Source organism: Paenibacillus sp. BC26 (assembly GCF_900116125.1).
Lineage (GTDB): Bacteria > Bacillota > Bacilli > Paenibacillales > Paenibacillaceae > Paenibacillus_Z > Paenibacillus_Z lignilyticus.
In genome coordinates this window covers 2,766,317-2,780,585 of sequence record NZ_FPAD01000001.1, presented here as the reverse complement: position 1 = coordinate 2,780,585, position 14,269 = coordinate 2,766,317, and the positions used below count along the sequence as shown (strand labels likewise).

The 14,269-nt window shown below is 47.9% G+C and carries 11 protein-coding genes; all 11 read left to right on the top strand.

The window, feature by feature from the left end; genetic code table 11:
- The first annotated feature begins 323 nt into the window (after positions 1-323).
- The 11 genes from BM412_RS12125 (at position 324) to BM412_RS12075 (ending at position 14,269) form a co-directional block, all read left to right on the top strand.
- The gene (locus tag BM412_RS12125) at positions 324-1,145 is read left to right on the top strand and encodes an alpha/beta hydrolase family protein (RefSeq protein WP_177245800.1); all 822 of its coding nucleotides are present in this window, start codon (positions 324-326) and stop codon (positions 1,143-1,145) included.
- 34 nt (positions 1,146-1,179) lie between these two features.
- A complete protein-coding gene (locus tag BM412_RS12120) occupies positions 1,180-2,985 on the top strand; it encodes an MBL fold metallo-hydrolase (protein WP_218163142.1) in 1,806 nt (601 codons plus the stop codon).
- A gap of 35 nt (positions 2,986-3,020) precedes the next feature.
- A complete protein-coding gene (locus BM412_RS12115; protein WP_091218033.1) occupies positions 3,021-3,824 on the top strand; it encodes a sugar phosphate isomerase/epimerase family protein in 804 nt (267 codons plus the stop codon).
- 27 nt (positions 3,825-3,851) lie between these two features.
- On the top strand, positions 3,852-4,829 hold the full coding sequence (locus BM412_RS12110) for a Gfo/Idh/MocA family protein (protein ID WP_091218031.1): 978 nt from the start codon (positions 3,852-3,854) through the stop codon (positions 4,827-4,829).
- 48 nt (positions 4,830-4,877) lie between these two features.
- Entirely contained in the window at positions 4,878-6,065 is a 1,188-nt protein-coding gene (locus BM412_RS12105; protein WP_091218029.1) for an amidohydrolase family protein, read from the top strand.
- A gap of 27 nt (positions 6,066-6,092) precedes the next feature.
- Positions 6,093-6,521 carry an RbsD/FucU family protein gene (locus tag BM412_RS12100; protein ID WP_091218026.1) on the top strand — a complete coding sequence of 143 codons (429 nt, stop codon included), beginning with the start codon at positions 6,093-6,095 and terminating at the stop codon, positions 6,519-6,521.
- Positions 6,522-6,544: 23 nt separating this feature from the next.
- Entirely contained in the window at positions 6,545-7,594 is a 1,050-nt protein-coding gene (locus BM412_RS12095; RefSeq protein WP_091218024.1) for an aldo/keto reductase, read from the top strand.
- 21 nt (positions 7,595-7,615) lie between these two features.
- Positions 7,616-8,764 (top strand): galactonate dehydratase, encoded by a 1,149-nt coding sequence (dgoD, locus tag BM412_RS12090; protein ID WP_091218021.1) that lies wholly within the window; start codon positions 7,616-7,618, stop codon positions 8,762-8,764.
- Positions 8,765-9,055: 291 nt separating this feature from the next.
- Positions 9,056-10,144, top strand: a complete 1,089-nt coding sequence (locus BM412_RS12085) for a hypothetical protein (RefSeq protein WP_177245799.1) — start codon at positions 9,056-9,058, stop codon at positions 10,142-10,144.
- A gap of 44 nt (positions 10,145-10,188) precedes the next feature.
- A complete protein-coding gene (locus tag BM412_RS12080; RefSeq protein WP_177245798.1) occupies positions 10,189-11,088 on the top strand; it encodes a carbon-nitrogen hydrolase family protein in 900 nt (299 codons plus the stop codon).
- Positions 11,089-11,365: 277 nt separating this feature from the next.
- Entirely contained in the window at positions 11,366-14,269 is a 2,904-nt protein-coding gene (locus BM412_RS12075) for an extracellular solute-binding protein (protein ID WP_091218014.1), read from the top strand.

Sequence of the window (14,269 nt, the reverse complement as noted above, 5' to 3'; positions counted from 1 at the left end):
AAAAAGTTTACAAAAGTATGCGTTATATTAAATTATATCAGAGTTTATGCGTATTGCAACAATAGTGTTGTAGATGTGGAGCGTATAAAACTCTATTCCGGAATGCAGTTTTTTAGCTGCAAGATCAGCGTAAAGGGAAGAACATGTAAAAATGCGTCTATTATTACCATATTGTGTATGAAGGCAGGGCAATATCAATTAAACGCCGTTTGATAATAATTTTAATCTTGACATAAGTGAAGGGGCGATAGTATGATTTTTCCGTAGGTAAGATGTATCTTATCGTAGGAATTGAACTAAATTCGTTGGAGGTGAATGTTGCTATGATTCAGGAACAGTTGATCGAACGAACTTATACTTATAAGGTTGTTGAAAGCGTTAACATTCAAGCTGATGTATTCCGAAAGTCGGATGAACGGATTCGTCCCGTTATTGTATGGATCCATGGTGGCTGCTTAATGGGGGGGAGTAGAACAAATCTCGGAAAGCAAGAATTAATGAAGTACGTGGAGGAAGGTTATGCGGTTGTTTCGATTGACTATCGCCTTTCCCCGCAAGTGATGCTGAAATCTATTATTGAAGATTTGCAAGACGCTTTTCGGTGGGTACGTGAGCAAGGGCCTGCTTTGTTCCAAATTGATCCCGATCGCCTTGCAGTCATCGGAAGTTCGGCTGGCGGTTATTTGACCTTGATGGCCGGATTTTGCGTAGAACCCAAACCGGTTGCGCTGGTGTCCTTCTTCGGTTATGGCGATGTCGCAGGGAAATGGTATGCGGAGCCGGATGATCATTATTGTAAGCAACCGCCTGCCTCCCGTGAGGAGAATCTATATCTCTACTGTCGGCAAAACGGGCTTTGGCCGAATATTGTCGCCGGGCATGATCCGAAAACGGAGCCGCGCGCATTTGATCCCTACTGTCCGGTCCGCAATGTAACGGAAGCATATCCGCCAACCTTGCTGCTGCATGGCGATAACGACACGGATGTACCGCATGAGCAATCCGTCATTATGGCAGAAGAGTTTGCCCGAGTCGGTGTAGCGTATGAGTTTGTCTCGTATCCGGGAGCAGGTCATGGCTTGGGAGCAAATTATAGCGATGCAGTCAACAAGACGGTTGCTTTTCTAAGAAAATATCTTCAATAATGGTTCATTTTCATAGGGAAAGGAAATGGAGCCCTTGTCAATTCAACAGATAACCGAAAATATTTTCTGCTATAAGGACACCTGCAATGTATATATCATTCGAAATGGCGATAAAGCGACGTTAATCGATTTCGGTTCAGGAGATGTACTCAATCATCTGAAATCGATAGGCGTGTCGGTTGTTACAGATGTCCTGATGACCCACCATCACCGCGATCAAGGGCAGGGGCTGTCCCGTGCCGCGCAAGCAGGAATTCGCATTTGGGTACCACATACAGAGCAGGAAATGTTTCAGAATGTTGATGAGAGATGGCAAGCAAGGGAAGTGTACAACAATTATAATGTTCGCCAGGACCGCTTCTCCTTGCTGGAATCCGTGCCCGTATGGAAGACATTGACCGACTACGCGGTCCATGTTTTCAATGGCATAAAACTGACTGTGATTCCAACGCCCGGACACACGCTTGGCGCGGTTTCCTTCCTCGTACATGAGAATGATTGGCACATTGCTTTTACCGGCGATCTTATTTATGCCCCTGGGAAAGTATGGTCGATGTCGGCGACGCAGTGGACGTACCACGGCGACGAAGGGGTCGTGGCGGGCTATCTTTCTTTGCTCGATCTGAAAGACCGTGCGCCGGATCTACTACTTCCCTCTCATGGATCACCGATGGATTCACCTGAATCTGCAATTGATCAGTTGCTGGAGCGGTTTGATCGGCTCCTGAAATTCCGCAAATCAAATCGTGATTTTCTGGAATTGCGCGAGCAGCCTTACGAAATCATCACCCCTCATTTGTTGATGAATAAGACTTCGGTTTCTAATTCTTTCGTGCTGTTGTCGGATAGCGGCAAGGCACTGCTGATCGATTATGGATATGATTTCAGAGTCGGCTGCTGCGCTGCCGGTTACGACAGGTCCGCTCGCCGACCTTGGCTGTATAACATAGAAAAGTTGAAAAAACAATTCGGAGTGACGAGGATCGATGTCGTTTTACCTACTCATTTCCATGATGACCATGTTGCCGGTTTCAACCTGCTGCGGGATGTAGAAGGCACAAGCGTGTGGGCGGCGGACAATTTCGCGGATATCCTGGAAGATCCGGCGCGCTACGATTTGCCTTGCATTTGGTTTGATCGGATCCCCGTTGACCGGGTTGTTCCGCTCGGCAAACCGTTCACTTGGGAAGAATATGAGTTTACACTGTACGAGCAGGCGGGACACGCACTGAATGCGGTCGCGATTTCATTCGAAGCGGACGGCAAACGGGTAGTTGCCATTGGAGATCAGCAGGCTAATTCGGGCGACATTTGGAACTACATTTATAAGAATCGTTTTCGTGCTAGTGATTACACTGCAAGCGGTAATCTATACCTGCAGCTTCAGCCCGAATTGATCATTTCCGGACACTGGCCTCCTGTTTGGGTTGAACCGAGCTATTTGGAGCTGCTTCGCGATAATGGTGAAGTGCTAGAGCAATTGCACAATGAGCTGCTTCCGGTAGAGACGATCGATTTAGGCGCAGATGGTTCTTGTGCAAGAATCTATCCCTATCAACAAACTGTAAAAGCCGGTGAGAAGATAGCGTTGGAAGTCGAAGTGGTAAATCCGCTGGCCCATATGGCATCGGTGCAACTTAAACTTGTTTTCCCGTCGGCGTGGCAGATGGAATTACATGCGGCAGATGTCGAGCTTCAACCAAAAGAAACATTTAAGGCCATGTTTACTGTGAATCTCTCTGATGTTTCGAGGCAATATCGAGCTAGGATTGGCGTTGATGTAACGGTTGACGATGTGCAGCTTGGTCAGCATGCGGAAGCTCTAATAACAATCGTCTAGCGAGTTCGTGATAACAAAAGGAGGTATTTGGGAATATGTCGAATTCAAATATACAATTATCAGTTTTTACAAAACCATGGAAAACGCAGTCGGTAGCCGAAATCGCGGAAAACATCAGCGGGCTTGGCTTCGATGGGATTGAATTCCCACTCCGAGACGGCTACCAGGTAGAGCCGAAAGATGCGGACAGAGGGCTGCCGAAGCTAGTCAGCGAGCTAGCGAAATACAATCTGTCTGTATTCAGCGTCGCGAGTACGCCGGATGAGCGTGTGTTCGCTGCATGCGCGGAAGCTTCCGTCCCCATGATCCGGATTATGACCAGCATCACGTTCGAAGAGGGCTATATGGCGTCTGAGCGCAGGGAACGACAATATCTCGAATCGCTGCTGCCTCTGTGCCAGAAGTATAATGTCCAGATCGGCGTGCAACAGCATTACGGCAGCAGCGTCATCGACGCAATGGGACTGCTCCATCTGCTTGAAGGCATTGATTCTCGGTACATAAAAGCGATATGGGATTCCGCTCATGACGGTTTAACCGGTCTGGCGCCCGAGCATGGTCTGGATATCGTCTGGTCGCAGTTAGGCATGGTCAACCTGAAGAACGCTTACTATCAAAGGGTGAACGGTCCGGAAGCGGAACAGGCTAAATTCGAGCGCCATTTCACGCTGGGTCGCCACGGAATGTCTCCCTGGCCGCGCGTAATCGCCTATCTGCAGAAACGGAATTATAACGGCGTGATCACGATGACGGCCGAATATACGGATGAACATAAAGTCGACGAATATATCGCGATAGATGTCGCGCAAGTGAGATCCTTGCTTGGTCGAGAGGGATAATTCAGATGATAAACAGGAGGAATCAAGATGGGGAAAATAAATAGTTCAACAGTAAGAGTGGCGGTTATTGGCGCTGGCTGGATGGCGAATAGTGTGCATTACCCGTCGCTGGCCTCTCTCGCTGATGTGGAAATTGCGGGCATTTGCGATCTCAACACCGATGCGCTGACGAGAACAGCGAATAAGTACGAGATTGCAAATCGATATACGGACTACAAGAAGATGATCGCTGAAGTACAGCCAGACGCTGTTTATGCGATTGGTCAGCCTCATATTATGTATGACATTTGGATGTGGGTACTGGAACAAGGCATAAATCTTTATATCGAGAAACCGTTAGGGATCACGATCCATCAAGCCATGTCGCTTGCGTATACGGCGGAGAAAAACAAGTGCATTACCCAGGTCAGCCTTCAAAGACGCAGTTCCACGATGGTTTCACAACTGCGGGACGAATGCTTGAAGCGCGGGCCGATTACGCATGCAGGTTGTAAGTTTTACAAGTCGGATATTACGCCGTTCCTCTCGGCGCGCGACCGGATGATGGATGATACGGTGCATTCGATCGATACGGTTCGTTGGATGTGCGGGGGAAACGTCGTGGCCATTGAGAGCGAAACGAAACGGATCGGCGTTCCGGATATCAATTTTATATCGGCAACATTACATTTCGATAATGGTTCGAGCGGCTATTTGATTAATAGCTGGTCCAGCGGCCGCAGGATATTTGCCGTTGAAATGCACGCGCCTAATATTTGCGTAGAAGCAGAGCATGAAACAAGAGGTTTCTTGTATGCGGACGGTGATACGAAGGGGATCGAGTACGATGCCAAGAAGGTGTCAGGCAGCGACGAATTGTTCATCTATGGCGGGTTCCAGAACAAACACCGCGAGTTTATCGATAGTTTGAAGAGCGGGGCGCTGCCGCAATCGCATTTCGGCGATGCGATAAAAACGATGGAGGTCGCCGAAAAGATTCTGGCGCAAAGCTTGCTTCGCGTTTAAGTTGTTGAGTTGACGATAGGATGATCGGGAGAATGAAGGAGGTACACGATGTCGGACACGCTGCAATCGTTAAGTGAATTCATCAACCAAACGGATATTATCAGTACCCATGAACATCATCAGGAGGACGCTTTCCACAAGTCGCTAGATTTAGACAAGCTTCTATCGACCGCCTACATCGCTTGGCATGGACTTCCTCGGGACAAAACAGCGCAGGAACGGCAAATCTGGCTGGAGCGCGTTCGATATAATTCTTATTTTGTCTGGCTGGAGAAGGCGATTCAGCGCATTTACGGCACGGGTCAGATAACGGAAGCGAACTGGGCGTACGTTTCTAGCCGCATCCAGGAAACGCATCAACAACAAGATAGTCATATTCGGTTGCTGCGCGAGCATGGCCGCTACATCCGGTTTTTGGAGGACTGCTTCTGGGATACCGGAATCGATTTGGGTCATCCGGAGATCGTCTCCGCTGTCTACCGTATCGATCAATGGATGACCGCTTATACGCCGGAGCTCGTCCAAGAGCAGATTTCCCCGAACTTGGCGGGTAAAGTGAATACGCTGAGCGGGTTTGAGGATGCGCTTAGGGATGAACTTCGCTCAAGAAGGCCGGGGATCGTGGCCTTGAAGAATGCAATCGCTTATCAACGCACGATCAGCTTCCTACCTGTTACGCGCGAAGAAATTTTGGGTATTTACGGAAAGTCGCCGGAGCTGCTCACAGAGCAAGAGAAGCTCAAGTTTGGCGATTATGTCATGTCACTGACTGCCCCGCTTTGCGCCGAACTGGATTTGCCGATCCAGCTTCATACCGGACTTGCGCAATTGTCAGGCTCAAGCCCGATCCTATTGGAGCCGTTCGTTGCAAGAAACCCTAAAACTAGATTCGTTTTCTTCCATGGCGGATTCCCGTGGGTCAAAGAAACTGCAGGCATTGCGCACAATTACAGAAATGTCGTGCTGGATATCAATTGGTTGCCGCTGATTTCGACGACGAGCGCGGTCGAGGCCTTGCATACTTATATTGAAGTCCTGTTCGATTCCGGCCATATCACTTGGGGCGGAGATTGCCAGACCTCCGAGGAATCGATAGGCGCCGCAATGGCATTCCGTCATGTGTTGACCAAAGTGTTGTCCGAGAAAGTGAGAGATGGATATTTCGATGAACGGCGCGCGATGTCCTTTGCAGAGAAAATCATGTATCGGAACGCGCAAAACATCTATAACTTGTAATCGGGCCTTGGTGGGAGGAGGGATAGCATGTTATTCGGCATACCGTCGATTATTTCACCGGAATTGATGAAGATTCTGATGGAGATGGGTCATGGGGATGAGCTCGTATTGGCGGATGGCAATTTTCCGGCAGTCTCATGTGCGCAGCGTTTAGTTCGTGCAGATGGGCATCGCATTATCGATTTTCTGGAAGCTGTGCTGCCGCTGTTTCCCCTCGATTACGCTGTCAAGCAGCCTTGTGCGGTCATGTCCTTGCTTCCCGGGCAAGAAACTCCGGTTGTTTGGCAAACGTACGGGGATACGATTGAGCGGTTGTCAGGCAACTTTGCCGGCTTGGAATATATCGATCGATTTGATTTCTATGAGAGGGCGAAGAAAGCATTTGCCGTCGTCATTACAAGCGATACCGCCTTCAAAGGGAATCTAATCTTGAAAAAGGGCGTTGTTCGGCCTTAATTTCTTGCTTCCGGAGGTGAAATATGGAGAAAAGAAAACTTGGCAACTCGGAGCTTGCGCTAAGCGTACTTGGGCTTGGATGCTGGCAGTTCGGCGGCGGAACCTATTGGGGGCCGCAAGATCAACAGGATGTCGATGCCGTCGTTCACCGGGCGCTTGACAGCGGCATCAATTACTTTGATACGGCTGAAGTATACAATGACGGCGAAAGTGAAATTTCACTAGGCCGTGCATTGAAAGGCAGACGGGAACAAGCGATCATTGGGAGCAAAATCAGCACGTCGAATATGTATCCGAATGTATTGGTGCAGCATTGCGACAACAGCTTGAAGCGATTACAGACCGATTATATTGATCTGTATATGTTGCATTGGCCGATTTCCGGTCATGCCGTTGCTCACTTTACTAAGGATCAAGATCGGATTGCAAAGCCGCCGGATTTGCATGAAGGGTTTCAGGCATTGTTTGATCTACAGAAGCAAGGGAAGATTCGCCATATCGGCATCAGCAATCATGGGATCAAACAGATGGAAGAAGTCAAACGGACCGGGGTCCCGGTTATCGCCAATGAAATGGCTTATAATTTATTTTCCCGGGCGATTGAAGAAAGCATTCTTCCGTATTGCGCGGAGAATGAGATCGGGGTAATTAGTTATATGCCGCTCTTACAGGGGTTGCTGTCTGGCAAATATCATTCGATCGACGAGATGAAGCCGATGCAAACGCGCTCCAGGCATTTTCATCACAGTCGGGGCCAAGGGACGCGTCACGGTGAAGAAGGTGCAGAACAGGAAATCTTGTACGCTTTGCAAGAAATTCGCCGCATCGCGGATGAACTAGATATTCATAGTATCGTGTTGTCACTGGCCTGGGTGATCGCCAATAAAGGAATCGTGACATCCATTGTCGGCTCGCGCAATGTCGAACAATTGGAGATGAACATCCAGGGGGCGTATTATCAATTACCCACAGAGATAATCGATCGGCTGAACCGAATCACGGAGCCTGTATTGAAGACACTGGGAACGAATCCGGATTATTATGAAAACCGTAATAACAGCCGAATTTGTTAATTTGAGGAGTGACGGTCTTATATGAAAATCAAAAGCTATAGTCTTTATCAAGTGCCGCCTCGCTGGTTGTTTTTGAAAATTGAGACGGACGATGGCTTGTATGGGTGGGGAGAACCAATCGTTGAAGGGCGCGCCTCGACGGTAGCGGTTGCGGTAAAAGAATTGATGGATGTATTAATCGGTAAGGATCCGCTGCGTATTGAGGATCATTGGAATATGATGTACCGATCTGGGTTTTACCGAGGGGGTCCCGTTCTGATGAGCGCGATTGCCGGGATCGATCAGGCGCTTTGGGATATCAAGGGGAAATATTTCAATGCGCCAATCTATCAACTGCTCGGCGGGGCATGCCGTGATAAGATTCGCGTGTATTCTTGGGTCGGCGGTGACCGTCCAAGCGATGTAGGAGCTTCGGCCAAAGAGGCACTTGAAAGAGGCTTTACTGCAGTCAAGATGAACGGGACCGAAGAATTACAGTACATTGATTCTTATGTCAAGATTGATCGAGCTGTGGAGCGTATTGCCGCCCTTCGGGAAGCGGTCGGTAATCAATTGGAAGTCGGAATCGACTTTCACGGCCGAGTTCATAAGGCGATGGCGAAAGTACTCGCCAAAGAACTGGAACCTTATCGCCCGATGTTTCTTGAGGAGCCGGTATTGTCCGAGAACAATGAAGCATTGCGGGAACTCTCCAGACATACTCACATACCGCTTGCGACCGGGGAAAGAATGTTCTCCCGCTGGGACTTCAAATCGTTGTTGGCAGACGGATGTGTAGACATCATTCAACCCGATCTTTCGCACGCGGGAGGAATCACGGAGTGCAAAAAAATCGCATCTATGGCGGAAGCTTACGATGTTGCGGTTGCCTTTCATTGTCCGCTCGGTCCGATCGCATTGGCTGCTTGCCTGCAAGTGGATGCAACCGCGCACAATGCGTTTATCCAAGAACAAAGCTTGGGCATCCATTATAACAAGGGGAACGATCTGCTTGACTACATGCAGGATCGGACTGTCTTTGACTATAAGGACGGGTTCGTAACAATTCCGCAAGGTCCGGGATTAGGAATAGAGATCAACGAGGACTATGTCAAAAAGCAAGCTGAGATCGGCCATGATTGGCATAATCCAATCTGGCGACATGAGGACGGTTCAATCGCTGAATGGTAATGAGAGGTTGCCAAGATGAAACAGTTAAGAAGGGATGATCCGTTAATGTCAACAGAACAAAACATCCAAGTGGAATTTCTGGGAAATATCGGACACACTTCTACATTAGCTTTTACATCTAAAACCAATACGAATATTCCTGTTCTAACGCTTAACATCGAGAATGTGCGAACGGGAACCTACGACAAAAGCATTTCTTATTATTGCGTGTCCCAAAAGTGTGAAGTATGGGAAACGGATGCAGGAATGGATATTGAAGTTGAAGGTTTGCTCTGTCTCGAACCAAGGTTAATGCCAGGACCCAACATTCCCTTCACGCTGCATATGCGGGTCGTCCCCGAGCAGTACAGGATTACGATTGAGAGCAGGTTAGAGATCTCGTCCGATGAAGCGCTGTTCTCCTATGAACCTTGTTTACAGACATCTTCTTTTTCCATTGAGAATCATCCGGCATTTGAAATGGCGAGGAAATCGTTCGGGTTTTTCAAAGGAAAAGGGTTCAGATGGCTGTCGGACGTGGAAAGAAATCGTGCTGAGTATCAGAATGAACCCTACAAAGAAGGCCCGTGGATACAACGATTTACAACGGAAGCGTTCACCAAACAAGGTGACACCGCTTTGCTGGCTCCGATTGGCTGGGTGTCGGATGATAATTCACATATCATTGCCACTGCAAGCGATAATCCTTATGAGCTGGGAATCCGATGGGGTCCATGCTTGCACAGCAATATCGCAGCGGACGGTCCGCATGCGAAGTCATTAACGGCCAAAACAGTCGTGTACATTATGCCTGCTGATTTGCCCATGCTGACGAGCATGTTTCAGAAAGATTTCCCTTATGCCGAGGAACATGTAATATCAAGCCGGCCTGCGATTTGGGCTACGGACAAAGGCATACTGCTCGATGGTCTGGAAAATGCGATGAATAGCGGCTGGCTTGTAGAAGGAAGCACGTTGGAGCGTTACAGAAGCGAGGGAAACTGGACGAACGGTAATCTACATATGTTTCTGTATCCGGAAGGCGTGACAGAAGGCTCGGGTTCGACTTTGTGGACGATTCCACAGGGCCAGGGGGAGGCGGTTGTGATCCGACCTTTGAACAACTACCTGCACGATAATCCTGACTTGACGCATATTGCCTTGGATGTCATGGACCGCGGGAAGGATGTCGTCGTTGAAGTGTCACTGAAGAACGGCGATGCCACCAGCTTCCGTGAAACCTATCAATTGCGCTGGATGTCGACTAGACGAATTGTAATACCACTGGATTCCAATAGTGAATCCACGACAGATCAAGTCTCGCTGGAAATCAAAGTTGTCAAAACGAATAATCCTTGTAAAATTGTGCTGGATAACCTTCGCGGATTTATAAGCAAATAATCCAAATTTATTATAATGAGGCGATTCATATGGACAATGAGAAGATGGGAAGACCGGTAGAGATTGTTAGTATTAGCTTTTCCAATCGACCACTGACCGAAATCAGTGCAATCGTAGAGCAAGAGGCTGCTAAAGGATGCGACTTGATTGTATTGCCGGAAACTTGGAGAGGGAACGATGCGGAGCAGATCGACAGTGAAGCGGTCTTGACGATGCGCGCCTTGGCTAAGCGATACAATACCTATATTATCCATCCCATGTTCCGGCTAATCGATGAGAACAAGCAGGCAAATTCTGCAATCCTTATCGACCGAGAAGGGGAGATCGTTTGCATCTATGACAAGGTCTATCCCTTTTGGAATGAGTTCGATTTGACTCCACCGGTTGCAAGCGGCGAGGAAGCGCCTGTCTATCAAACGGACTTTGGAACGATTGGTATGGCCATCTGTTTTGATGCGAATTTCCCCGAAGTATGGAAGCGATTGGCTCAGCAGGGGGCGGAACTTGTGTTATGGCCAAGCGCCTATTCCGCCGGCACCTCTCTGCAGGCCCATGCAATCAATCATCAATTTTATATTGTGACATCGACCCTGTTAAGCGATTGTATTGTCTATGATATTACCGGCAAAGAAATTCATTATTCAAAGAAGCCCGGAGAAATCAATATCAGCCGAATTACCCTCGACCTGGATCGCCGGATTTTTCATGAGAACTTTAATATCGACAAGAGAGATGCGCTCTTAAAGGATTATGCGGGGCGAATTGAGCAGGATTGCTTGATGGAACGGGAGCAATGGTTTACGCTGCGTTGTCTTGATCCGGACGTCTCCGTGCAGCAATTGGCACAACAGTATGGATTGGAAGAGTTGCGGGCGTATAAGGAAAGAAGTATGAATGGTATAGATCGAATGAGAGGATTCCGTTTCGTCAGTAAAACCATATAGGTATCGCACCACGCCATATCTTGGCATCTAAATTTAAATATTGTCAGATTAATGAATAGAATGAGGACCCCATTGCCGCGCTGTTATGTTGATATTCCAGCGGATATGGGGTTTTATTCATATACAAAAAGAGAGAGCGGTAACGAGAAATTCACCCAGTTAATGTAAACGTCGAATCTCATTAAATTTAAATATTGACATAAGTATCGGATCTACTTATGATTAAATTATTAAGATATGCCGTTTGTAATTCTAATTTAAGAAGGGAACGAACATCATGAAGGTGAAAACGTTTGCTTCTGTTTTTGTTTTTGTGCTGATATTTTCGTTGGCAGCTCCTACTTCTCTTGTATTTTCATCCACGAATAACTTGCCCCGTTCTGACGAAAATATTATCTCAGGTATATCGTCCAGCACGGATTACGAGGATTATCTTGCTTCCTTCAACTCCAATGAGAAGTCGAGTGAATCCTTAACTCCGATCACCATTGATGTCATGCATTATTCATCAGCCGCTAATGTGGAGCCGGTTGGGAACTTTCTGGGTCGCAGCGGTCTGCTGACCAAAGACAATTCCACGGTGGAATATGAAATTACCGCGCCTCATGCGGGGCTGTACACCATGTACATAGAATATTCTTCGACAGAGCAAGGTAGCTCCGATCCGGAGCGGGCATTGCTCATTAATGGCAGTGTACCTTACAACACGGCTGGAGACTTATCGTTTCCGCGTTTATGGAAGAGTAAAACGGAAATTAAGCAAGATCCCCGCGGCAATGACATTCGCCCCTTTCAAATCACCTACCCACAATGGCAAACATTATTTATGCGAGATGCTCGGGGTTTCAATATGAAGCCGCTGGAATTTTATTTAAATGAGGGCAAGAACACAATTGCTCTGCATGCATTGCGAGAAGAAATGATCATCGGTTCCCTGACTTTGCAAGCGCCGGAACCCTACCCTGCTTACGATCAGGCTTTGAAAAGCTGGCAGCAGCAAGGGTATACGCCTTCGGATGCCAAGATACAGTTCATCGAAGGTGAATCGGCCATCGCGACCAACGATCCTACTCTTTATCCGATCAGCGATCGTTCATCCCCGAAGGTTTCGCCTTATCGAGGCTCGAAAATAGCGATAAACGCAATTGGAGGGAATAACTGGAAGAAGTCGAATCAGCAAATCAGTTGGACTGTTCACATTGATGAGGCCGGACTTTATCAACTTGCCTTGAAGGGAAAGCAGAACTTGTCCCCAGGGCGAATCTCATACCGGAGGCTGCTCATTGACGGGAAAGTGCCATTCTCCGAAGTGGAAGTCATTCCGTTCAAGTATTCAACGAAGTGGAAAAACTACTTGTTTGGCGATGATCACGGCGATCCGTTCTGGTTTGGGCTTGAACCCGGCGAGCATACCATTACCTTGGAGCCCGTACTCGGCGGACTAGGCGAGATCGTACACCAGATTGAAGAATCAGTTGCCAGTTTGAATGACGCTTATCGTCAAATTATTGCCATAACAGGCTCTACACCTGATGCCTATCGCGATTATGCGCTGGACGAATATTTACCGGGGATCATGGTTGTGTTTGAACGCGAGTCCAAGATGCTTAGCAAGTTGTCACAAAGTCTATCCGCGTTGACAGGCTCAAGAAGCAGTGAATCGGCTTTAATTAAGAATTCATCCGCCCAGTTAGAGTCCTTTGTACGCAAGCCTGAGACCATTGCCAAACGGTTGAGCAGTTTCAAATCCAATCTGGCAGGTATGGCAACCTTGATTCTTACGCTAGGCGAACAGCCGTTGACGATTGATTACATCATGGCAGGTCGACTAGAGGGAGAAATGCCTAAGGCTGAAGCTAATATATTTGAACGGATGTCACATGAAGTGCGTATTTTTGTGTCATCCTTCTTCGAGGATTATGATGCCATCGGTACGGTATCTACCGAACAACAAGATTCGATTGATCTTTGGATGGTGACAGGACGCGATCAGGCGCAGGTAGTGAAGCAGATGATCGAACAGTCCTTTACGCCGCAGACGGGAATTTCGGTTAACTTGAAGTTGGTGCAAAGCGGCAATCTGCTTCCTTCCGTACTGTCTGGCATTAATCCGGATGTGGCTATTCAAGTAGGGATGGCTGATCCGGTCAACTATGCCATGCGCGGTGCTTTGATGGATTTATCAAAGTTTAAAGATTTTGACGAAGTGAAAGGCCGCTTCCTTGACAGTGCCGTAGTTCCCTATCAGCTAGCAGATGGCGTGTACGGACTTCCTGAGACACAATCGTTTCTACTGATGTTCTATCGTCGGGATATTCTGGAAAGTCTCGGCATAGCGCCTCCGCAAACCTGGGATGAGATGGTCCATGTGCTTTCGGTGCTGCAGGAAAACAATCTAGAGATCGGACTTCCTTTTTCAAATGTGGAAACGAGCGGATATGGCACTTTGAATGGGGGCATGGAGACGTTTATGACGTTTCTCTTGCAAAAAGGCGGTGCCTTGTACAGAGACGGAGGGCGCGTATCTAACCTTGACTCGGAAGTAGCGATTAAAGCTTTCGATCAGTGGTCCTCCTTTTACTCGAACTACAAAATTCCGCTCGTGTTTGACTTTGCAAACCGGTTTCGCCTAGGAGAAATGCCGCTTGCGATTCAAGATTACACAGCGTATAACATGCTGTCGGTATTTGCGCCTGAGATCAAAGGTTTATGGGGCTTCACAGTCGTTCCGGGGACAAAGCAGGCCGATGGATCAACCAATAGAGCCGTTCCGTTTGTCGGAACCTCGTCGATTATGTTCAAGAAAGACAATGACCATCCAGAGGAATCGTGGGAGTTTCTGAAATGGTGGACATCAGCCAATGTGCAGGAGCTCTATGGACGAGAAATGGAGAATTTGCAAGGCGCTGCCGCTAGATATCCTACAGCGAATGTCGAGGCGCTGAGCCGACTTCCATGGACTACAAGCGAATATAAGGTAATTCGTACGCAAATGGATGAGGTCGTAGGGACTCCGGAGGTTCCGGGCGGGTATTTCACGCCGCGTCACATCGATAATGCATTTCGTTCGACAGTGATGACACAGCCGCCGAAGAGTCCGCGGGATGCTATTCTGGACTATATTAAATATATTAACGAGGAATTGGAAATCAAGCAGCGAGAATTCGTCAATCGAAAATAA

Coding starts and splice junctions, on each gene's coding strand:
- dgoD (WP_091218021.1), top strand. CDS start 7,616: ATGAAAATCAAAAGCTATAGTCTTTATCAAGTGCCGCCTCGCTGGTTG.
- BM412_RS12100 (WP_091218026.1), top strand. CDS start 6,093: ATGTTATTCGGCATACCGTCGATTATTTCACCGGAATTGATGAAGATT.
- BM412_RS12080 (WP_177245798.1), top strand. CDS start 10,189: ATGGGAAGACCGGTAGAGATTGTTAGTATTAGCTTTTCCAATCGACCA.
- BM412_RS12115 (WP_091218033.1), top strand. CDS start 3,021: ATGTCGAATTCAAATATACAATTATCAGTTTTTACAAAACCATGGAAA.
- BM412_RS12105 (WP_091218029.1), top strand. CDS start 4,878: ATGTCGGACACGCTGCAATCGTTAAGTGAATTCATCAACCAAACGGAT.
- BM412_RS12110 (WP_091218031.1), top strand. CDS start 3,852: ATGGGGAAAATAAATAGTTCAACAGTAAGAGTGGCGGTTATTGGCGCT.
- BM412_RS12075 (WP_091218014.1), top strand. CDS start 11,366: ATGAAGGTGAAAACGTTTGCTTCTGTTTTTGTTTTTGTGCTGATATTT.
- BM412_RS12125 (WP_177245800.1), top strand. CDS start 324: ATGATTCAGGAACAGTTGATCGAACGAACTTATACTTATAAGGTTGTT.
- BM412_RS12085 (WP_177245799.1), top strand. CDS start 9,056: ATGCCAGGACCCAACATTCCCTTCACGCTGCATATGCGGGTCGTCCCC.
- BM412_RS12095 (WP_091218024.1), top strand. CDS start 6,545: ATGGAGAAAAGAAAACTTGGCAACTCGGAGCTTGCGCTAAGCGTACTT.